The organism is Agrobacterium pusense (assembly GCF_900102105.1).
Taxonomy (GTDB): Bacteria; Pseudomonadota; Alphaproteobacteria; order Rhizobiales; family Rhizobiaceae; genus Agrobacterium; species Agrobacterium pusense.
Genome location: NZ_FNBB01000004.1, coordinates 259903 through 280425, shown reverse-complemented (window position 1 = coordinate 280425; position 20523 = coordinate 259903). Strand labels below are relative to the sequence as shown.

Below are 20523 nucleotides of genomic sequence, written 5' to 3'. Positions count from 1 at the left end.
CCGGGTTCCCTGGTAACTCGGGCCATGGGCCCGCGTCGGCGCACTAATTCTCGATGATGAGGATGGTACGGACAACCTCGATGTATCCGCCTGGGGCGCAACATCGGTGGACGATTTGTTGTGGTATGATGATAATGGAAATGCCGTTATCCTCTCGGCCAGACACGTCCGTCTCCGTCACGCTGAACGGGGTCGATGTCAATGTACTCGACGCATCGGACTTCATTTTCGCCAGCGCATCGGCGCTTGCCGCGTAAAGGAAAAACCGGCTGTGGGCTCTCAAAACCAGCAGCAGACACCGCCGCAGTCCCTCACTGCGGCGGTCGTTTCGCCCCTCAAGACTACGTTTTTCGGCCTCACGCTCGTCAGCGGTGTCGTCAACATATTGGCGCTGACGTCGCCGCTTTTCATGTTGCAGATCTATGACCGGGTACTGGCAAGCGGCAGTCTGCCGACCCTGGTCGGGCTCGCGCTTCTTGCTCTCGGGCTTTATGGTTTCCAGTGCCTGCTCGATATCATCCGTGCCCGTGTCCTGATCCGTATCGGCGAAGACTTCGACCTGCGCTACTGCCGCAGAGTGCATGACGCCGTGGTGCGCCTGCCGCTCGTCAACCGCATGCCGGGTGACGGCCTTCAGCCGCTGCGTGATCTCGACAATGTACGCGGCTTTTTATCCGGCACGGGTCCGACTGCCTTTTTCGACCTGCCGTGGATGCCGCTTTATCTCGGCATATGTTTCCTGTTCCATTTCTGGATCGGTGTAACGGCGCTCGCGGGCGCTGTGCTGCTGGTCTCGCTCACAATTTTCACCAATATCTTTTCTCAAAAACCAATCCGCGACACCATGGTGGAAAACATGGTCCGCAACCGGCAGCTGGAGGCCTCCCGCCGCAACGCAGAGGTGGTGCAGGCCATGGGACTTGGTGGCCGGCTCGGTAAACGCTGGCAAAATTCCAACGAGGCCTATCTTGCCGCCAATCGCAAGGCGGGCGATGTGGCAGGCGGCCTCGGCAATATCGCAAAATCGCTTCGGGCCGTTCTACAATCGGCAATTCTTGCTGTCGGCGCTTGGCTCGTCATCGAGCAGGAAGCCTCCGGCGGCGTGATGATCGCCAGTTCTATCATGATGGGCCGGGCACTGGCGCCTGTCGATCTCGCCATTTCCAACTGGAGGTCCTTCGCGGCGGCCCGGCAGAGCTGGGCACGGCTGAGAGAGCTTTTTTCGCAAATGCCGGCCGATGCCGCTGCCATGGCCCTGCCGAAGCCAGAGAAGGAATTACGGGTCGAGAATGTCACCATCGTTCCGCCGGGCGGAAAAAAGCCCATCGTTGCTGGGCTCGGTTTCGTCGTGACAGCGGGAAACGCGCTCGGCATCATCGGTCCGTCAGGTTCGGGCAAATCGACGCTATCGCGCATTCTCACCGGCGCGTGGATGCCTGCCGCCGGCAAGGTGCGGCTCGATGGCGCAAGCTTCGATCAGTGGGACCGGGAAGCGCTTGGCCGCCACATCGGTTATCTGCCGCAGGGCGTGGAACTTTTTGAAGGCACCATCGGGGAGAATATCGCCCGTTTCGCGGACAACCCAGATCCCGAAGCCATCATCGCTGCAGCTAGGGCTGCCGGCGCGCACGAGCTGATCCTGCGTTTCGAAAAGGGGTATGACAGCGATATAGGCGAGGCGGGTTCAGCTCTCTCGGCCGGGCAGCGCCAGCGCATCGGTCTGGCCCGCGCTCTTTATGGCAATCCCTTTATCGTGGTGCTGGATGAACCCAACGCCAATCTTGACGCGGAAGGCGAGGCGGCAGTGGTCCGGTCGATTGCCTCCGTCAAGGCGCGCGGTGGTATTGCCGTTGTCGTCGCCCATCGGCCAAGTGCCATCGGTGCGGTGGATTTCATCCTGATGATGGAAGAGGGAAGGATGAAGGCCTTTGGCCCGCGCGACGAGGTGCTTTCCAAGGTGCTGCGTGTTCCGCAGGGGCAGGGCGGCAAAGGTTTCACCGTATCCGCGCAAACGGTCTCACCGCTGCGCGTCGTGGCCAATACCCAGGCCCGGCCCGCCGGGCTGGAAGACGGCCGTGAAGAGAACAGCCGGCAGGGAGAGACGGATGTCAAAGATTGATCAGCGCAGCAGCGTTTCCCGCTCCATCCGCAAGCATCTCTTTGCGGGACTCGCCGCAAGCATTGCGCTTCTGGCCGGTGTCGGGGGCTGGGCCGCGACGACCCGTCTTGCCGGTGCAGTTGTCGCCTCTGGTCATCTGGTGGTGGATTCGTACACGAAAAAGGTCCAGCATCCGAGCGGCGGTGTCGTCGGTGAAATTCTTGTGAATGAGGGCGAGAGGGTGAAGGCTGGCGATGTGGTCATGCGTCTCGATGCGACGCAGACCCGTGCCAATCTCGCCATCGTGACCAAGCGCCTGGACGAACTGACTGCACGCATGGCCCGACTGGAAGCCGAGCGGGACGATTTGCCTGAACTCGCCTTTCCGCGGACTCTGATCGCGCGCATGGATGACCCGAATGTCGCTTCTGCCATGCGCAGTGAAGCGAAGCTGTTCGAATTCCGCAAGTCCTATCGAGAGGGCAGGAAAGCGCAGCTGTCCGAGCGCATCACCCAGTTCGAACATGAGATCGAAGGTCTGAAGGCGCAGGAAGTGGCCTATGATAACGGGCTTGCGGTGTTGCAGGCTGAAATTGCCTCGCAGAAATCGCTGCGCGAACAGGGCGTCGTCTCCGTGCAGCGGCTGAACAGCCTGCAGACTCAGGCCGCGACATTCGGCGGGGAGCGCGGCGAAAAAATCGCCTATCAGGCACAGACTGCGGGGCGCATCACCGAAACCAAGCTGCAGATCCTTCAGATCGATCAGGAATTGCGGACCGAGGTCGGGAGGGAACTGCGCGAAATACAGGCCCAGATGGGCGAATTCGTCGAGCGCAAGGTTGCCGCCGAAGATCAATTGAAACGCATTGATATCGTCGCGCCGCAATCCGGGACGGTGCATGAAATGGCTGTGCATACGGTGGGGGGCGTCGTAACGCCGGCCGATCCGATCATGCTGATCGTACCTGACGGAGATGACCTTGCGCTCGAGGTGCAGATCCTGCCGAAAGATATCGACCAGCTTCAGGTGGGGCAAAAGGCCATGCTGCGCATGACCGCCTTCAATCAGCGTGTCACGCCGGAGCTGGAAGGCCATGTCAGCCGCATTGCGGCGGATATCACGACAGATCAGCGCACCGGGCTCTCCTATTATCTGGCACGGATTTCCGTCCCGGTTACCGAGCGGAAGAAGCTGAACAATGCGCCGCTGGTGCCGGGCATGCCCGCCGAGGCCTTTATCCAGACCAGCGAAAGAACGGCGCTGTCCTACATCGCCAAACCGCTGACGGACCAGATCAGCCGCGCTTTCCGGGAGGATTAGGAATTCGAACCCGACCTGAGGGCGTTATCCACCGTCGCCAAAACGGAAGCCGGCAAACCCTCTCGTTTGCGTCGGGATAGCCCAGACGCCGCCCGAAAATGGCGCTTTCTCAAGCCGGTCTTCGGACATGTTGTGGCGGTGTGATGTCAGGAAAAGGATGCTGAAATCAGGCCCTCCGAAGCAGGGCATCGTGGGGTGAGGGACAGGAGCCGCAATCGCGTTCGTCAGCTTGCCGTCGGGCGAGAAAATGTTCAACACGCCAGCGGAAACGCCCGCGCTGTAATAGTTGCCGTTGCTATCGAGACAGCCGCCATCGGGTCTTCCTGTTTCTTCGGTCATCCGGGCCACCTGTACGCCCTCATCGAAGGTGCCGTTCAGGCGGTCGAATTTTCGCCGGCGTATCCATTTCTGGACGGAATCGCTTTGCCACATGACTGATCCGTCGGCAGAAAAAGCGAGGCCGTTCGGGCATGTCAGCCCGGTCTGCATTCGCTCGGCGCTTTTTTCGGTGATCCGCCAAAGCTCGCCATGGGGCTCCATGTCCGAAAGCGGCACATTGTGCATTGTTCCCACCCAGAAAGCGCCGTCCGGGCCGATCCGTCCGTCATTCAGCCGGCAGGGGATGCCTTCGGGTGCCAGAATGGAATGGAGGAGACGCGTTTTGCCGCTGTCCGGATCGAGGATGACGATGTCCATGCCACAAGTGACGATGAGTTCGCCGTTCTGGCAAAGGCCGAGACTTGAAACCGTCCTGGGGAACGGCCATTCTTGATAGACGCCGGGCTCAAGACCTGCGCACCGCACGGTCTTTCCGAGAATATCGCACCAGAAAAGCACCTGTCGCCGCTCGTCCCAGACAGGGGATTCCGCCAGTGTACTCATCGTGTCGCACAGAAGTTTCGTTTGCGACATGGCAAGCGCTTGTCCGGGATTTGCCGTATTCATGATGTTCGAACCGTTGAAAAAGATGCCGCAGAATTACTCGAAATAGTCCTGGTGGTTCTCGAAGACTTGCGAAAGAATGCCGAGGACACGTCTCAGATGTTTGCGCAAATTATCAGTCGCGCGGGCTTCGTCTCCTGCCCTGATTGCGTCATATACCGCCTCATGTTCGGAAAGCAGGCGTGCCATATGCGCTTCGTCGGTTATGGCGAGTGCGCGCAGTCGATCCAGCCCCGCCTTCTCGCGGATCAGCAGGGATTCCAGTCTTTCAAGCCCCGTCGCGGCGGCAAGCGCGCCGTGGAATTGGTCGTCATGAACGCGGAAAGCCTTTCTGTCTCCATTGCGCATTGCTGCCCGCTGGCCGTTCAGGGCGTGTTCGATCTCCTGTTCCGCTTCCGCTGTCAGGCCGATCTGGCACAGCCTGCACACTGCCGCCACCTCAAGTGCCTCGCGGATGAATTGCGCGCTGCGGATGTTCTTTTCCGATAATCTCGAAACATAGGTGCCGCGGCTTGGCAGCGTCACGATCAAACCATCGTCGCGCAGACGGCTCAGCGCCTCCCGCACCGGGGTTCGGCTGGAATTGAACGACTGTCCGATTTCGTTTTCCGAGACTGCCTGACCGGGAAAAAGCTCCCGCGAAAGGATGGCGGATTTCAGCGCGGAATAAATCTGGTCCACGACCGGACGGTTGAGGTCCAGTCGCTCCATTGTCGGCACGGTGCCGCCTGTCACGGGAATTTTCGGCATATACCCTCCAGCGTTCTCATAACCGGTATACCGGAACACAAGTCTGTTGACAACCGGCATACCGGTATGCAAATGATTGCGCATTGGGAAGGAGGCTCCCGAAATGCAAAATATCAAGACCTGCGTCATCGTTGGTGCCGGAATGGTAGCGAAGACGCATGTGCTTGCCTGCGCGGCAAGCCCTGAAAAAATTCGCCTGAAAGGCATAGTCGATGGTGGCTCCGGCCGCGCCAAGGCGCTGGCCGCCGAAGCCTCCAGACACACCGGATATGAAGTTGTGGTTTATTCCTCAGTCGAGGAGGCGGCGCGCGATACGGATGTCGATTTCGCCATCATCGCAACACCGCCAAATGCCCGTATTGATATCGTCGGGAAACTGGCGAAGGCGGGCAAGCACATCCTGATGGAGAAGCCCGTCGCTCGCAATACGCAGGAAGCAGACGGTCTCGTCGCCCTGTGTCGTGACGCGGGTGTCACGCTTGGCATCATCTTCCAGCACCGCATGCGGGCTGCATCGCAAAAAGCCCGTGAGCTCGTTGATGGCGGCACGCTCGGCGCGCTGGGCCTCTGCGAAATCTCCGTGCCCTGGTGGCGCGCGCAATCCTATTACGACGAACCGGGTCGCGGCACGCTGGCGCGCGATGGCGGCGGTGTTCTGATCTCCCAGGCAATTCATACGATCGATCTGGCATTGAGCCTGACGGGGCCGGTGGCCCGTGTTCAGGCCATGGCTGCGACGACGCGGTTCCATCGCATGGAAACCGAAGATTATGTTTCTGCCGGGCTGCGCTTCAAGAATGGTGCCGTTGGCTCGCTGGTGGCAAGCACCGCAAGTTTCCCCGGCGCTGCGGAATCGATCCTGCTGCATTTCGACAATGCCAGCCTTCGGCTTGCTTCGGGTCTGTTGCATCTCGACTGGCGCGATGGCCGGCAGGAGACTTTTGGCGGCGCTGCCGCTGGCACGGGCGGCGGCGCCGACCCCATGGCTTTTACGCATGAATGGCATCAGGGCGTCTTCGATGATTTCGCAGACGCCATCTCTTCAGGACGCCCGCCGGTCGTCACCGGTGAAGCGGCTCTTTTGTCTCACAGATTGATCGACGCGATCATCAACTCGGCCGACACCGGCAAGGAAGTGGAACTGCAGGATGAGTAAAGCAATCAAGTTCGTCGCTCTCGGGATTGAGCACCGGCACATTTTCGGCATGGCCCAGAACCTGCTGGATGCCGGCGCCGAATTTGCCGGCTGGTGGACAGAAGGCGAGCCCGATGTCGTGGAAGGCTTCGTCAAGCGCTTCCCGGATGTGCCGCGCGCAGCATCGAAAGAGGCGCTGCTGGCTGACGGCACCGTCGATCTCGTCGTGATCGCCGATATTCCCTCCAAGCGCGCCGATCTCGCGATTGCCGCCATGGAAGCCGGCAAGGATGTCATGTCCGACAAGCCCGGCTGCACCACATTCGAACAGCTCGACCGCCTGCGCCAGACGGTGGCAAAGACCAAGCGCATCTGGACCGTGGATTTCTCCGAGCGCTTCGAAGTGCCGAGTGTGACAAAGGCAGCTGAACTCGTTGCCGGGGGCGCCATCGGCCGCGTCATCCAGACTGTCGGCCTTGGCCCGCACCGCCTGAACCGCCAGATTCGCCCGAAGTGGTTCTTCGAGCGCGAAGCCTACGGTGGTATCATCACCGATATTGCCAGCCACCAGATCGACCAGTTCATGTTCTTCACGGGTTCGACCGAGGTTGAGATCGTGTCCGCCACCGTTGCCAATTACGCCAACCCGCACGATCCGGGTCTTCAGGATTTCGGCGAAGTTGTGCTGCGCGGCGACAAGGGCCACGGCTATATCCGCGTCGACTGGTACACACCGGATGCGTTGCCGACCTGGGGTGACGGCCGCCTGACCATCCTTGGTACCGAAGGTTACATCGAGCTGCGTAAATATGTCGATGTCGGCAACACCGAAGGCACGGATCGCCTCGTTCTCGTGAATGGCGACCGTTGCGAATATATCGATGCCTCTGGCGCTGGTCTGCCCTATTTCGCTCGCATCTGCGACGATATCCGCAACCGCACGGAAACGGCGATGACGCAGGAACACGTCTTCAAGGTCTGCGACCTGTCGCTGCAGGCACAGGCCAAGGCTGAGGGAGCCTCGAAATGATTGGTGTTGCCATTATTGGCGCCGGCATCGGCGCCCAGCATCTGAGCGGCTATCGGGCGCTACCCAATCGCTTCGTCGTCAAGGCAATCTGCGATCTCGATCTGGAGCGCGCTCGCTCCGTCGCCGGCGATGATACCTCCATTCGTCTGACCACCGATCTCGATGAGGTTCTGGCCGATGAGAGCATCCAGCTGATCGACGTCTGCCTGCCGCCGCACCTGCATTTTCCGGTGACGCTGAAGGCGCATGCGGCGGGCAAGGACGTCGTCTGCGAAAAGCCGCTGGTCCGCTCTCTGGAAGAGGCCAATGCGCTGATCGATTCCGTCAAGAAGACCGGCCGCGGCGTGTTTCCCGTGTTCCAGTACCGCTTCGGACACGCCATGCGGCAGCTGCGCGCGCTCATCGATGCCGGTCTTGCCGGCAAGGCCTTCGTCGCGAGCTCGGAAGTTCACTGGAACCGTGGCGCTAGCTATTACGACATTCCCTGGCGCGGCACCTGGAAGGGTGAGTGCGGCGGTGCAATCCTCGGTCATGCCATTCATGCCCATGATCTTCTCTGCCACGTCCTCGGTCCGGTCGAGGAAGTTTTCGCCATGGCCGATACGCGGGTCAACACCATCGAAACCGAAGATTGCGCAGCACTCAGCTTCCGTATGAAAAGCGGTGCGCTCGCAACCAGCTCGGTCACGCTCGGCGCGGCCGAAGACACCTCGCGCCTTCGTTTCTGCTTCGAGGGCTTCACGGCGGAAAGCGGCACCTTGCCGTATCGTCCGGCGGAAGACATCTGGCGTTTCATCGCCCGCGCCCCGACGACACAGGATCAGATCGACGCCGTTCTGGCGACCGTAGCGGATGGCGAAAACGGCTTTGCCGGTTTTGTCGAAGCCATTGCCGACGCGATGGAAGGACGCGGCGGCAAGGAAGTGACGGTTCATGACGGCTTGCAGTCAATCGAACTCGTGACAGCCATCTACCGATCGGTCCGGGAAGGAAAGCCGGTTCGTCTGTCCGACGCCGCCGAAGGTGAGTGGATCAAGGGCTGGGCTCCGAGCGCATCCGCAAAAGCATAATCATCTAACGGGAGGAAACCAGATGACCAGAAAATACAGCATGGCACTGGCGCTCGCCATTGGCGCGGCGTCCTTTGCCAGTGCCGCGCAGGCGGCCCAGGAAGTGCGCTTCACCTGCGCTTATGACGGTAACGGCTGCGAAATCCTGAAGGATATTCTTGCACGTTACGAAAAGCAGCATCCTGATGTGAAGATCGTCACCGATGTCGTGCCCTACAAGGCGCTGCTGGAAGGTCTGCCCGTTCAGCTCGCCGGCGGCAGTGGTCCTGACTTCGCAACCGTGACCGATCTTGGCGGTCTCAACCGCTATTATCTCGATCTGACGCCCTATGTGGACGCGAAATATTGGGAAGACAATTTCTCCAACGTGCTGAAATGGTACCGCAGCGGCCCTGACGACAAGGGCATCTACGGCATGCACACGCAGCTCACCATCACCGGCGCCTTCATCAACCGCACCCTGTTCGATCAGGCAAACGTCGCCGTTCCCGGCAAGGATGCAACGCTGGACGACTGGGCGAAGGCCGCCAATGCCGTTGCGAAGGCAACCGGCACGCCTTACCCGATGGCGATCGACCGTTCCGGCCACCGCATCGCCGGCCCGGCCATCTCTTACGGCGCGAAGATTTTCGACGCTGACGGCAAGCCGATCCTCGTCGATGAAGGCTTCACCACGTTCGTGAAGAAGTTCGTGGAGTGGAACAAGGACGGCACCATGGCGCGTGACGTCTGGGCTGGTCAGGGCGGCAATACCTACCGCGACGCCGCGCAGGAATTCATCAACGGCCAGCTGGTCTATTATTATTCCGGCAGCTGGCAGACAGCGCGCTTCGACAGCCAGGTCGGCGATGCCTTTGACTGGGAAGTCGTGCCGCAGCCCTGCGGTGGCGCAGCCTGCACCGGCATGCCTGGCGGCACCGGCATCGTCGGTTTCAAGCAGACCAAAAACCCGAAGATCGTTGCCGACATCCTGAACTTCCTTGCTCAGGACGAGAACTATCTCGACTTTACGGTGCGCACCCGCAACGTTCCGGCGAACAAGTCGGTGGCTGACAAGGGCGTGACCTATACCGGTGCGACGCCTGCGACGCAGAAGGCCATGAATGCCTGGCTCGACCAGATCCCCGGTCTCAGCCCGATTGCCTACGCCTACCAGGGCTACAAGAACAACCGCGCCATGTTCAACATCTCAGTCCAGCGCATCACGCAGGCCATTGTCGGTGAAAGCACCGTTGATGAGGCCATGGCCCGTGCGAAGACGGACCTTGAGGAAGCGTTGAAACAGGCGAAGTGATCCATCGCCTTCCGGCGCGGCGCATGCCGCGCCGCGCCGGATCGAAGGAGGACCCTCATGTATAAATTTCTTGCGCCCGTCATGGGCATTGTCGAACTGCCTTTTTCCTTCCTGCAGAAGGTTCTTGGCCACCGGCGGATTGCGTGGGTGTTTCTGACACCCAACCTGATCCTGTTTGCGGTCTTCGCCTTCCTGCCGATCCTGCTGAACATGGCCTATTCCGTGACCGGCAGCGAACACATATTGCTTTCCGAGCGCCCTTCGGTGGGCGGCGAAAACTTTTCGGTCCTTCTCTCCTGTCAGAATTATCTCGATCCCAATTCCTGTGCGCGCGACCTGTTCTGGCGCTCCGTCTGGAACACGCTGTTCTTCGTCGTGCTGCAGGTGGGTTTCATGGTCGGCTTTTCGCTGATCACGGCCATCGTGCTGAACCGCGATATCAGGGCGCGCGGCTTTTTCCGTGCGGTGTTCTTCTTCCCTGTTTTGCTGTCGCCTGTCGTCGTGGCCTTGATCTGGAAGTGGATACTCCAGCGTTTCGGCGTTCTCAATGCGGCGATGGAAGGCCTGGGCCTCGGTTCGGTGGACTGGTTGCTCGAAGCCAATCTTGCCTTCGGCTGGTCGGTCTTCCTGTCGGTCTGGGCGCATATGGGTTTTTACACGCTCATTCTCCTCGCCGGCCTTCAGGCGATCCCGCGCGATGTCTACGAGGCGGCGCAGCTGGACAAGGCAAGCCCATGGCGCATCTTCCGGCGCATCACCCTGCCGCTGCTTGCGCCCACCATGCTCGTCGTTCTCGTCCTGTCGGTCATCAAGGGCGTGCAAACTTTCGATGAAGTCTTTGCCTTTACCGGCGGTGGCCCGGGTTCGGCGACGACCTTCATCATTCAATTCATCTATCAGACCGGCTTTGCCGGGACGCCCCGGAATTTCGGACTTGCGGCCGCCGCTTCGCTGCTGCTCGCCGTGGTGCTCGTGGTGCTGACCGCCCTGCAATTCCGGGCAAACAGGAGCAAGGTCGATGGCTAGGATTGGCGTATTTCTGACCCGTACCCGCGGCCGTAACGGCAAGCTGCATTGGACCGATTGGCTGTCCTACGCCTATCTCGGCGTGGCCGTGCTGATGATGTTCGGTCCTGTCGTCTGGCTAGTGCTCTCCTCGTTCAAGACGGAGGCCGATCTCCAGCGCTTTCCGCCACGGCTGCTGCCCTATAGCCAGGAAACCTTGGTGGTGGACGGGCAGCCAAATCCGCTGCCGGCCTATGTCGACAAGGATGGCCGCAAGCTCGGCATGATCAGGCGTATCGGCCTCGTGGCGCAGGTGGTTGATCCCGCCAAGCCGGCGGAAGTGCTGAAGATGCAGTTTAACGAGCTGAAGCCGGCTGAAAAGGTGGCGCTCGGGACGGAAAACTACACCGAGCTTTTCCAGCGCTTCAATTTCCCGCTCTATTTCTGGAACTCGACCTTCATCACGGTCACCTCGACCATCATCATGCTGATCGTCAATTCCATGGCGGCCTTCGCGCTCTCGAAATATCAGTTCAAGGGCAGGGGCGCCGTGCTGGCGCTGGTGGTCGGTACGCTTATGATCCCGCAGACAGTTGTGCTTGTGCCGTTGTTCCTCATCACCAGCCAGCTCGGTTTGATCAACAGTCTGTGGGGCGTCATCATTCCCGGTGCGGCAACACCGACAGGCGTCTTCCTGCTGCGGCAATACATGCTGACGATACCGGACGAGATCCTCGATGCGGCGCGCATGGACAAGGCCAGCGAGTGGAAAATCTACTGGCGCATCATCCTGCCGCTCTCGGCACCCGCGCTCGCGGTTCTCGCGATCCTTGCGATCATGTGGCGCTGGAACGACTTCCTCTGGCCGCTGATCGTGCTGACCCGCAACGACAACTTCACCCTGCAGCTGGCACTTAACTCCTTCCAGGGCGAGATGACGACGGAATGGAGCAATCTTCTGGCCATGACGGTGCTGACACTCGCCCCGATCGCGCTGGTCTTCATGTTCCTGCAAAAATATATCGCCACCGGCATTGCGTCCACGGGCGGCAAATAATCCTCAGGGAGGAAATACGACAATGGCAAGTATAGAGCTTCGTCAGGTCAAAAAAACATATGGCGCCCTCGATGTGATCAAAGGCGTTGATCTCGATATCAAGCACGGCGAATTCTGCGTATTCGTCGGCCCTTCCGGCTGTGGCAAGTCCACCCTGCTGCGCATGATCTCCGGCCTGGAAGAGTTGAGCGGCGGCGATATCGTCATCGGCGGCGATGTGGTCAATACGGTGCCGGCTGCGGATCGCGGCCTTGCAATGGTGTTCCAGTCCTACGCCCTCTACCCGCATATGACGGTCCGCGAAAACCTCTCTTTCGGTCTTGAGAACATCGGCACGCCGAAGAAGGAGATCGCCGAGAAGATCGCGCAGGTCGCCAAGATGCTGCAGATCGATCAGCTTCTCGAGCGTCGTCCCAAGGATTTGTCGGGTGGGCAGCGCCAGCGCGTCGCCATCGGCCGCGCCGTGGTGCGGGAACCTCGCGTGTTCCTCTTCGACGAACCGCTTTCCAACCTCGATGCGGAACTGCGCGTCGATATGCGTGGTGAGATTTCCAGTCTGCACCGGCGTCTCGGCAACACCATGATTTACGTCACGCATGATCAGGTGGAAGCCATGACCATGGCCGACAAGATCGCCGTTTTGCGGGCTGGTAAACTCGAACAATTTGGCGTGCCGCTCGACCTTTACAACCGCCCGGCCAATCTCTTCGTGGCAGGCTTTATCGGCTCCCCGAAAATGAACTTTTTCGCAGGCGAAGTGTCTTCAGACGCGACACCTGCGCTTAAAACCGCGACGGGCGAGACTATCCCGCTGCCACAGACCGGCTTTGCCTATAAGCCCGGCCAGAAGGTGACGCTCGGCATCCGCCCGAACCATGTGGAGCCGGGCGAGGGCGGCGCGTTGACCATGTCGGTGCGCACGGCGGAACAGCTGGGCGGCGAGTCCTATCTCTACGGTAATCTCGGTGACGGCACTCCTGTAACGCTGCATCTTTCCGGCCAGACCTCGACATCGGCGGGCGAAGTCATCCGCCTGTCGGCGCCACTTCAACACGTCCACCTTTTCGACACGACGAGCGGGCTGACGCTCCGGCAGGACTGACAGCCTTAGGCACCACCCGCAACGTAGGACCAATGACATGACCGATAAAAAACTCCGCTCCGACCGCTGGTTCGCTCCCGACGACCTGCGCAGCTTCGGCCACCGCTCGCGCATGATGCAGCTGGGGTATGCGGAGGAGGATTTTATCGGCAAACCCGTCATCGGCATCCTCAACACCTGGTCGGAGCTCAACACCTGTCATTCGCACTTTCCAGAGCGCGTGCAGGATGTGAAACGCGGCGTGTTGCAGGCTGGCGGCTTCCCCGTCGAAATGCCGTCGCTTTCCGTGGATGAGAGCTTCACCAAGCCGACATCCATGCTTTACCGCAACATGCTGGCGATGGAGACGGAAGAAATGATTCGCTCGCATCCGCTGGATGGTGTGGTGCTGATGGGCGGTTGCGACAAGACGACGCCGGGCCTCGTCATGGGTGCGATCTCGGCCGGTGTGCCGATGATCTATCTGCCCGCCGGCCCCATGCTGAGCGGAAATTATGCCGGCAAGGTGCTGGGCTCGGGTTCGGACGCCTGGAAATATTGGGATGAGCGCCGCGCAGGCAATGTTACGGACGAGGAATGGCGTGGCGTGCAGGGCGGCATTGCCCGTTCTGCCGGTGTGTGCATGACGATGGGCACGGCCTCGACCATGACGGCCATTGCCGACGCGCTCGGCATCACCCTGCCGGGTGCCTCCTCCATTCCGGCAGTCGATTCCGAACATCAGCGCATGTCCGCAGCCTGTGGCCGCCGCATTGTCGAGATGGTTTCGGAAGATCTGACACCGAACCGCATCCTTACGGCGGCAGCTTTCCGCAACGCTGCCATCGTCGCCATGGCGACAGGTTGTTCCACCAATGCCGTCGTCCACCTCATCGCCATGGCGCGCCGCGCCGGCGTGCCGATGACGCTGGACGAGCTGGACGAACTTGGCCGCGTTACACCGCTCATCGCCAATGTCCGCCCCTCCGGCAAGGACTATCTGATGCAGGACTTCTTTTACGCCGGTGGCCTGAGGGCGCTGATGAAGCAGCTGGAAAGTCGTCTCGACTGTTCCGTGCTGACCGTGACTGGCCGCAGCATGGGCGAAAACCTTGAGGGTGCAAAGGTCTACAACGACGACGTCATCCGCTCGCTGGACAATCCCGTCTATGCGGAAGGCTCTCTTGCCGTGCTGCGCGGCAATCTCTGCCCTGACGGTGCCGTCATAAAGCCCGCCGCCTGTGATCCCAAACTCCATATACATCAGGGGCCGGCGCTGGTGTTTGACAGCTACCCCGAAATGAAAGCCGCCATCGACGATGAGAATCTCGACGTGACGCCCGACCATGTGCTGGTGCTGCGCAATGCCGGTCCGCTCGGCGGACCCGGCTTCCCGGAATGGGGCATGCTGCCCATTCCAAAGGCGCTGATCAAAAAAGGCCACCGCGATATGCTGCGCATCTCAGACGCCCGCATGTCCGGCACGTCCTACGGTGCCTGCGTACTGCATGTCGCACCGGAAAGCTTCGTTGGCGGTCCCTTGGCGCTCCTGAAAACGGGCGATATCGTCCGCCTCGACCTGCCGCAGCGTCGTCTCGACATGCTGGTCAGCGAAGAGGAAATCGCTCAGCGCCGGGCGGCATGGCAAGCGCCTGCGCCGCGTTATGAACGTGGGTACGGCTATCTCTTCTCCAAGCACGTGACGCAGGCCGACCAGGGTTGCGACTTCGACTTCCTGCAGACAGATTTCGGCCGTTCCGCCGGCGAGCCCGATATTTTCTGAGAGGCCCATCATGTTGAAGCGATTGCTCATCACCGGTGCCGGCGGCAAGCTGGGCAGCATGTTGCGCGGGCGGCTTGGCCATGTTGCCGACACCATCCGTCTTTCTGATGTGGTTGATCTCGGTTCGCCAGCGCCTCATGAAGAGTTCGTCCGCTGCGCGCTGGAGGACGAGCAGGCAGTTTACGATCTGGTCAAGGATTGCGACGGCATCGTCCATCTCGGCGGAGTTTCCGTAGAAAGGGCGTTTGATCCCATCGAGGCTGCCAATCTGCGTGGTGTCTACAATCTCTACGAGGCGGCGAGGGCGCACGGCAAACCTCGCATCCTGTTCGCGTCCAGCAACCACACGATCGGTTATTACCCGCAGGGGCAGCAACTTAGCCCTGAGACGCCTTTTCTGCCTGATGGCCTCTATGGGGTTTCGAAGATTTTCGGCGAGGCCATGGCAAGCCTCTACCATTCCAAATTCGGACAGGAGACGGCTATCGTGCGTATCGGCTCCTGCGACGAGAAACCCACGAACTGGCGCATGTTGTCGACCTGGCTCAGCTACGGTGACTTCGTCTCTCTGATAGAGGCGACCTTCCGCGTGCCAAAACTCGGATGCCCGGTTATCTGGGGCGTTTCAGCCAATGACGACAGCTGGTGGGATAATTCCCATGTCGATTTTCTCGGCTGGCAGCCGCGCGACAATGCCGCGCGTTACCGGGCGGAAATCGAGCGCGATGTCCCGCGCCCCGGCCCCGAGGCAGCGATCGCAAAATATCAGGGCGGCATTTTTATCGATGAGCCCATTCACAGGACTTGAAACACATCCATCCGGCCATTGCGAGGAAACAGACATGAATAATGAAACGCGCGAAAAACTGATGACGATTTCTGTCGCCACGCTAGCGACAGCGCTTTACAAGCGCGGCCTGCGAAACCAGGTCATTCAGGGCGTTCGCCCGCTGGGCTACAAGGGCAAGAACATGGTGGGCCCGGCCTTTACCCTGCGCTACATGCCGGCCCGCGAGGATCGCAACCAGCTCGTAGAATTCCGCAATCCCGCCCATCCGCAGCGTGTTGCCATCGAAACCTGCCCGCCGGGCCACGTGCTTGTCATGGACAGCCGCAAGGACGCCTCTGCCGCCTCGGCCGGCGATATTCTGGTGACGCGTCTGATGGTTCGCGGTGGTGCGGGCATCGTTTCCGATGGCGGTTTCCGGGATGCGGCCACCATTGCCGAACTGGACATTCCGGCCTACCACACCCGCCCTTCGAGCCCCACCAATCTGACCAAACACGAGGCCATCGAGATCAACGGCCCCATCGGCTGCGGCGATGCACCGGTGTTTCCCGGCGACATCATCGTGGGTGACGCCGATTGCGTCATCGTCATCCCCGCCGGCATTGCCGATGAAGTGGCGACGGAAGCGGTTGAAATGACAGCCTATGAGGATTTCGTGGTAGAGCAGGTCAAGGCCGGCCAGACGATCATCGGCCTTTACCCCTGCACCAAGGAAGAGCACCAGACGGCCTTTGCCGAATGGCGCAAGAAGAATAACCGCTGAGCCTCATAACCAGCCCAGTGCTTTCGCCGCGCGGATCGCCTCCGCGCGGCGTTTGCAATCCAGCTTGCGGAACAGGTTGCCAAGGTGAAACTTCACCGTCACTTCCGAGATGTTGAGCGTCTGAGCAATCTTCTTGTTCGACATGCCGCTGGCCAATAGTTGCAGCATCTGTGCTTCCCGTTGAGAAAGGCCGCCATGCAGCGCCCGAGCCTGCGGTGAGTTCACCGAGGCGGCGAAAATAGACAGCGCGGTGCGGACATCGGATGAGGTTTCGATGAAACTGCGGATGCGGCGATTGTTGAGAAGCGGCGAAAGGAAGACGCGCTCTTCCGACAGCACACCGTTGCAGCCAAGGCGGGTCGCCGATTCAAGCGCGGTGAGTATATGCGCGCGGGCGGCGGCGTTGTCACGGCGCTGGTGCGCGGCATAGCTCTGCCAGATTCTCAATGCGACCTTCTCGCGATTGGTGACCTTTGGATTGGCGATCATCGCATCGATTTGCCGGGAGAGATAGGCGCGGGGTGTGAACAGATGCACCGCATCGCGCAGCCAGGCCATGACATAGGCGATTTCATCACGACGTGTCAGGCGGGAGAGGTCTTCGTGGGCGCTCTCCACCCAGTTACGGCCCATGGGCATGCGAACTGCTGAAAGCGTCGCTGCGGCATCTGCCCAACGGTTGGCGTTCTGATAGCCGATGGCCGTTCTGATCTCCATCATCGCATGAAACTGCAACCCCTCCGACAGATGAATCCAGAGTCCGTCCAGAAAACCCGGGCGAACGGTCATCGGAAAATGGTCGATCAGCACCTGCGAGGCGTAATGCAGTGCAAACTGCATCAGACTCGGCCAGATTTCGGCGGCGGCAAAATGATCGAAGTCATGTTCGACGAAATGCAGCAGGTCGCGCGGTTTTCCGGCCTCATAGGCAAGGCAGGCTTCCGCCAGTCGCAGCATCCGGAACTCCTGCACGGCATCATGCGGCACCTGTTCCAGCCGTGCGCGCGCTTCCTGCGCCGCCCGGCGCGCCAGAAGCACATCGCCGCTCATCAGCCGCAGCACGATCTGGTGCAGATGGATGAAGAATTCGAGCAGAGGCTGTCCGCCCATCTTGCGCAGATAGATAAGCGCGCGGGCGGCGGCCGCCTCTGCCTCGCGGAAATTGCGACGGCGGATTTCGAATTCAAGCAGCGCATTGTAATAGGCCGCCCATTTCCCGTGATCGTCCATGGGGTAATCCGCCATGAACTCGCCAAGCCGCGTTATCACCGCGTCATTGGGCGTCAGGTCCTCGGCGATCATCAGGTTCAGCCGGAAGGTACGGGCGGCGAAGGAAAACCGCGAGCCGCGGGCTAGCACCTTCAGCGGGTCAAGGTAATCCGAGCCGAGGCTTTTGCCGAGCAGATGGCGCACGCGCTGCAATTCGCCCTGTTTCAGCAAGGCGCGGGTAACCGCGAAAAGGACGGTTTCATTGGAGGTGATCATATCCTGCGAAAATCGCATGATGATCTCGCGAAACCTGTCGACGCTGCTTCGGTAGATGAGTTCCCGCCCATGGGCGCGTTCGAGGATTTGCGCGGCATGGGTCTCGTAACCGCGATCGAGCAGCATCGCCATGGCTGCGAGCGAATGCCCTGCCTTTTCGAAGGCCGAGGCGACCTCCACCACGGCGCTGCCGGCCTGCAAGGTGGCGAGGCGTTCTCTTGCCGCGGCCGTTAGGAGCCGTATCAGTGTGTGGTGATTGTCGGGTTTTCCCGTCAAAAAGGGCGGCAGAAGCATGGCCCAGTCAGCATCTGGGGCGGCGGAAGGGTTTTCGAGCCAAAAGGAAAGTTCGACGGTCTGGGCGGGCGTGAGATGGGGCAGATAGCTTTCGCGCAGATAGTCGGCGCATAACGTGTCATCCGGCAGGCGCGCCAGCGAAAGAAAGGCCGGCCATCCCGCGTAATCCTCGAGTGCCAGCCGTCGTTGCCCGGGTGGAAGGTCGTCCACCTCATCTGGCCGCAAGGCAAGTTCTTCCGGTCCTATGGTGAGCGAACCGTGATGCAGGATGTGACGCGCCATGCCGCTGATCCTCTGGTCTGGCCGGCAGGCGATGACGACGAAACGCACCGACTCCAGAATGGGGGCTGGCATGCGTACCGCCCTTGCAAAAACTGGAATGTCCCACAGCAGGTTGCCATTGACCGCGTCATCGCTTTGCGGCTGGTGCGTGCGGCATATCTGAGCTCCGAGCTCCTTTGCCAGCGTCTCCAGCAATACGCTTTTTCCCGCACCCGCCGGTGCGCGCAGAAACACCACGCCCGCGGTTTCGCTGGCAATGCGATTGCAGAGGTGGGTCCGGGGCAGAAGCGTCATGGTAAAGGGATAGGATATCAATCTCAAAAAACCTATACTCATTCTTTAAAAAACTATACCTTTCAGCGATTGTTCGAATGGCCATGTGGTGAAAACTTGTGCTCAGGCAACCGATGCACAAGGAACGTTCCACCGATGCAGCAACATCCGCTGGTCGCGATTTTGAACAGGCTCGGCACCTTCGTGCTGGTCATGATCGCCCTGTCCATCATGATTTTCGTGCTGGCCCGCGTGGTGCCGGGAGATCCCGCCCGCATGGCGCTGGGGCCGGCTGCAACGCAGGACCAGGTGGATGCGTTGCGCGGGCAGATGGGCCTCGACAAGCCGCTCGCCGTTCAATATCTCGATTATATCGGCAATGCATTGCATGGTGATCTGGGCTTCTCGCTGGTTTCGCAGCGCCCCGTTACAACCGATCTGGCGCAGACTGTTCCTGCGACCGTCGAGCTGGTGCTGGTCTCGGTCATCTTCATGTTCCTCGTCGCCATCCCGCTCGGCGTCATCACGGCGCATTATCGCGACCGGCCGCTGGATCATATCGGTCGCATCCTGTCGCTTACCGGGGTCACGATCCCAAGCTTTCTCTTCGCCATCACGCTGCAATTGCTGGCAGCACGCTTTTTCTCCGGCTGGCCGATCATCGGCAGGCTCGATCATTCGCTTGGCTGGCAGGGCGGCCCCACCGGTTTCATCCTTGTCGACGGCATGCTGGCCGGACGTTTCGACGTCGTGCTCGATGCGTTGAAGCATCTCGCGCTTCCGGCTTTTGCGCTTTCCATGGCCGGCATCGGCCAGATCACCCGCATCACGCGCTCCTCTATGATCGAGAACCAGCGCAAGGACCATGTGCTGACCCTGCAAAGCTTCGGCGTGCCGGAGCGGGTCATCATCTTCCGTTACCTGCTGAAGCTCTCTTCCATCGCGCCGCTGACGATCATGGGGCTCGAATTCGCGTCGCTGATCGGCAATGCCTTCGTGATCGAGATGGTCTTCGCCTGGGGTGGTTTTGCTTCCTACGGGCTCAACGCCATCCTGCAGAAAGACCTCAACGCCGTGACCGCCGTGGTGCTGGTGGCCGGTCTGTTCTTCATCGTTGCGAACCTGATCGTGGATGTTCTGATCTCGATCATCGACCCGCGCCTGCGCCGCAAGGAGGCTCGCTGATGGCCGATATGAAAATGCTCGAACCCACTGATCGGGGCTTAAGCGCCGGTTACATGATGTGGTATCGCTTCAGCCGCAATCCGGCGGCGGTCATCGGCTCGCTGATCCTTCTGTCGGTGCTTATACTGGCGGTCTTCGCACCATGGCTAACGCCCTATCCAAAACATATCGGCGCGGTTGTCGATTTCCGCGCCCGCCACATGCCGCCGGATCTCGAACACTGGTTCGGCACCGACAAGGCCGGACGCGATATCTTTTCCCGAACCATCTTCGGGCTGCGTGTCTCGCTGCTTCTCGTCATCGGCGTGCTCGGTATTTCGGTTCCGGTAGGCACGGTGCTTGGCCTGATCGCCGGTTATTTCGGCGGCTGGACCGAAAAACTCATCAGCGGCCTGACGAATGTGATGCTGGCCATGCCGCCGCTGGTCATGGCGCTCGCGGTCTCCAACCTGCTGGAACCGACGCTGACGAACGCCATGATCGCGATCACGCTGCTGTGGTGGACCTGGCACGCGCGGCTGATCTATTCGGTGTCGAAGTCTATCGCCTCGGAAGACTATATCGAGGCGGCACGTCTTGCCGGCGCAGGCCCGTTGCACATCCTCTTCCGCGAAATCCTGCCCAATTGCGTTTCGGTCATATCGGTCAAGACGACGCTCGATGCCGCCTTCGTCATCCTGTTTGGCGCGACGCTGAGCTTCCTGGGCTTCGGCGTCAAGCCGCCGACTCCTGACCTTGGATCGATGGTCGCCGACGGGCGCCAGTTCATGCCGGATTTCTGGTGGGAAGTGCTCTGCCCCGGCGCGGCCGTGCTTTACGTGACGCTGGGTTTCAATCTGCTGGGCGACGGCCTGCGCGACATGTTCGACGTGGAAAGCTAAGGCC

The 20523-nt window shown here is 60.4% G+C and carries 17 protein-coding genes and 1 pseudogene; 15 read left to right on the top strand and 3 right to left on the bottom strand.

Features of this window, described 5'->3' with window-relative positions:
- Positions 1-58: 58 nt before the first annotated feature.
- From BLU28_RS13125 to BLU28_RS13115, 3 genes and pseudogenes are all read left to right on the top strand, one after another.
- Positions 59-257, top strand: a pseudogene (locus BLU28_RS13125) (hypothetical protein); the annotation flags it as partial.
- Positions 258-271: 14 nt separating this feature from the next.
- Complete coding sequence (locus BLU28_RS13120; RefSeq protein WP_022563580.1) at positions 272-2119, top strand: type I secretion system permease/ATPase; 1848 nt, start codon at positions 272-274, stop codon at positions 2117-2119.
- Positions 2106-3419 (top strand): HlyD family type I secretion periplasmic adaptor subunit, encoded by a 1314-nt coding sequence (locus tag BLU28_RS13115; RefSeq protein WP_022563581.1) that lies wholly within the window; start codon positions 2106-2108, stop codon positions 3417-3419. Before BLU28_RS13120 ends, BLU28_RS13115 begins: the two co-directional genes overlap by 14 nt.
- 24 nt (positions 3420-3443) lie before the next feature.
- Here the strand turns inward: BLU28_RS13115 and BLU28_RS13110 are convergent, their stop codons facing one another.
- Together BLU28_RS13110 and BLU28_RS13105 are read right to left on the bottom strand one after the other, a co-directional pair.
- On the bottom strand, positions 3444-4364 hold the full coding sequence (locus BLU28_RS13110; RefSeq protein ID WP_022563582.1) for an SMP-30/gluconolactonase/LRE family protein: 921 nt from the start codon (positions 4362-4364) through the stop codon (positions 3444-3446).
- Between the two features lie 33 nt (positions 4365-4397).
- On the bottom strand, positions 4398-5111 hold the full coding sequence (locus BLU28_RS13105) for a GntR family transcriptional regulator (protein WP_022563583.1): 714 nt from the start codon (positions 5109-5111) through the stop codon (positions 4398-4400).
- Between the two features lie 103 nt (positions 5112-5214).
- On the opposite strand from BLU28_RS13105, the gene BLU28_RS13100 reads away from it, so the two are divergent.
- From BLU28_RS13100 to BLU28_RS13055, 10 genes are read left to right on the top strand one after another with little or no spacing between them, the layout of a single operon-like run.
- Positions 5215-6267: a Gfo/Idh/MocA family protein gene (locus tag BLU28_RS13100; RefSeq protein WP_022563584.1), complete on the top strand. Its 1053-nt coding sequence runs from the start codon at positions 5215-5217 to the stop codon at positions 6265-6267.
- Positions 6260-7276: a Gfo/Idh/MocA family protein gene (locus tag BLU28_RS13095; RefSeq protein ID WP_022563585.1), complete on the top strand. Its 1017-nt coding sequence runs from the start codon at positions 6260-6262 to the stop codon at positions 7274-7276. The genes BLU28_RS13100 and BLU28_RS13095 overlap by 8 nt, the downstream gene beginning before the upstream one ends.
- Positions 7273-8346 carry a Gfo/Idh/MocA family protein gene (locus BLU28_RS13090; RefSeq protein ID WP_022563586.1) on the top strand — a complete coding sequence of 358 codons (1074 nt, stop codon included), beginning with the start codon at positions 7273-7275 and terminating at the stop codon, positions 8344-8346. The genes BLU28_RS13095 and BLU28_RS13090 overlap by 4 nt, the downstream gene beginning before the upstream one ends.
- Before the next feature lie 22 nt (positions 8347-8368).
- A complete protein-coding gene (locus BLU28_RS13085) occupies positions 8369-9640 on the top strand; it encodes an ABC transporter substrate-binding protein (RefSeq protein ID WP_022563587.1) in 1272 nt (423 codons plus the stop codon).
- A gap of 57 nt (positions 9641-9697) precedes the next feature.
- On the top strand, positions 9698-10666 hold the full coding sequence (locus BLU28_RS13080; protein ID WP_004438359.1) for a carbohydrate ABC transporter permease: 969 nt from the start codon (positions 9698-9700) through the stop codon (positions 10664-10666).
- On the top strand, positions 10659-11702 hold the full coding sequence (locus BLU28_RS13075) for a carbohydrate ABC transporter permease (RefSeq protein ID WP_022563588.1): 1044 nt from the start codon (positions 10659-10661) through the stop codon (positions 11700-11702). The genes BLU28_RS13080 and BLU28_RS13075 overlap by 8 nt, the downstream gene beginning before the upstream one ends.
- A 22-nt stretch (positions 11703-11724) precedes the next feature.
- Positions 11725-12804, top strand: a complete 1080-nt coding sequence (locus tag BLU28_RS13070; protein ID WP_022563589.1) for an ABC transporter ATP-binding protein — start codon at positions 11725-11727, stop codon at positions 12802-12804.
- A 37-nt stretch (positions 12805-12841) separates the two neighbouring features.
- Positions 12842-14566, top strand: coding sequence for an L-arabinonate dehydratase (gene araD / locus BLU28_RS13065; protein ID WP_022563590.1), 1725 nt, complete (start codon positions 12842-12844; stop codon positions 14564-14566).
- 10 nt (positions 14567-14576) lie between these two features.
- Positions 14577-15374 carry an NAD-dependent epimerase/dehydratase family protein gene (locus BLU28_RS13060; RefSeq protein WP_022563591.1) on the top strand — a complete coding sequence of 266 codons (798 nt, stop codon included), beginning with the start codon at positions 14577-14579 and terminating at the stop codon, positions 15372-15374.
- Between the two features lie 34 nt (positions 15375-15408).
- A complete protein-coding gene (locus BLU28_RS13055) occupies positions 15409-16119 on the top strand; it encodes a ribonuclease activity regulator RraA (RefSeq protein WP_003506768.1) in 711 nt (236 codons plus the stop codon).
- A gap of 3 nt (positions 16120-16122) precedes the next feature.
- On the opposite strand, the gene BLU28_RS13050 is transcribed toward BLU28_RS13055, so the two are convergent.
- A complete protein-coding gene (locus BLU28_RS13050; protein ID WP_175477696.1) occupies positions 16123-18474 on the bottom strand; it encodes a helix-turn-helix transcriptional regulator in 2352 nt (783 codons plus the stop codon).
- Between the two features lie 135 nt (positions 18475-18609).
- Between BLU28_RS13050 and BLU28_RS13045 the strand changes: the two genes are divergently transcribed.
- Together BLU28_RS13045 and BLU28_RS13040 are read left to right on the top strand one after the other, a co-directional pair.
- The gene (locus BLU28_RS13045; RefSeq protein ID WP_022563593.1) at positions 18610-19638 is read left to right on the top strand and encodes an ABC transporter permease; all 1029 of its coding nucleotides are present in this window, start codon (positions 18610-18612) and stop codon (positions 19636-19638) included.
- Complete coding sequence (locus tag BLU28_RS13040; RefSeq protein WP_022563594.1) at positions 19638-20519, top strand: ABC transporter permease; 882 nt, start codon at positions 19638-19640, stop codon at positions 20517-20519. The genes BLU28_RS13045 and BLU28_RS13040 overlap by 1 nt, the downstream gene beginning before the upstream one ends.
- Positions 20520-20523 lie beyond the last annotated feature (4 nt).

Excerpts from the sequence above, each read along its gene's own strand:
- BLU28_RS13045 (WP_022563593.1), top strand. The coding sequence starts at position 18,610 with ATGCAGCAACATCCGCTGGTCGCGATTTTGAACAGGCTCGGCACCTTC.
- BLU28_RS13050 (WP_175477696.1), bottom strand. The coding sequence starts at position 18,474 with ATGACGCTTCTGCCCCGGACCCACCTCTGCAATCGCATTGCCAGCGAA.
- BLU28_RS13070 (WP_022563589.1), top strand. The coding sequence starts at position 11,725 with ATGGCAAGTATAGAGCTTCGTCAGGTCAAAAAAACATATGGCGCCCTC.
- BLU28_RS13060 (WP_022563591.1), top strand. The coding sequence starts at position 14,577 with ATGTTGAAGCGATTGCTCATCACCGGTGCCGGCGGCAAGCTGGGCAGC.
- araD (WP_022563590.1), top strand. The coding sequence starts at position 12,842 with ATGACCGATAAAAAACTCCGCTCCGACCGCTGGTTCGCTCCCGACGAC.
- BLU28_RS13110 (WP_022563582.1), bottom strand. The coding sequence starts at position 4,364 with ATGAATACGGCAAATCCCGGACAAGCGCTTGCCATGTCGCAAACGAAA.
- BLU28_RS13105 (WP_022563583.1), bottom strand. The coding sequence starts at position 5,111 with ATGCCGAAAATTCCCGTGACAGGCGGCACCGTGCCGACAATGGAGCGA.
- BLU28_RS13080 (WP_004438359.1), top strand. The coding sequence starts at position 9,698 with ATGTATAAATTTCTTGCGCCCGTCATGGGCATTGTCGAACTGCCTTTT.
- BLU28_RS13040 (WP_022563594.1), top strand. The coding sequence starts at position 19,638 with ATGGCCGATATGAAAATGCTCGAACCCACTGATCGGGGCTTAAGCGCC.
- BLU28_RS13100 (WP_022563584.1), top strand. The coding sequence starts at position 5,215 with ATGCAAAATATCAAGACCTGCGTCATCGTTGGTGCCGGAATGGTAGCG.
- BLU28_RS13115 (WP_022563581.1), top strand. The coding sequence starts at position 2,106 with ATGTCAAAGATTGATCAGCGCAGCAGCGTTTCCCGCTCCATCCGCAAG.
- BLU28_RS13075 (WP_022563588.1), top strand. The coding sequence starts at position 10,659 with ATGGCTAGGATTGGCGTATTTCTGACCCGTACCCGCGGCCGTAACGGC.
- BLU28_RS13055 (WP_003506768.1), top strand. The coding sequence starts at position 15,409 with ATGAATAATGAAACGCGCGAAAAACTGATGACGATTTCTGTCGCCACG.
- BLU28_RS13090 (WP_022563586.1), top strand. The coding sequence starts at position 7,273 with ATGATTGGTGTTGCCATTATTGGCGCCGGCATCGGCGCCCAGCATCTG.
- BLU28_RS13095 (WP_022563585.1), top strand. The coding sequence starts at position 6,260 with ATGAGTAAAGCAATCAAGTTCGTCGCTCTCGGGATTGAGCACCGGCAC.
- BLU28_RS13085 (WP_022563587.1), top strand. The coding sequence starts at position 8,369 with ATGACCAGAAAATACAGCATGGCACTGGCGCTCGCCATTGGCGCGGCG.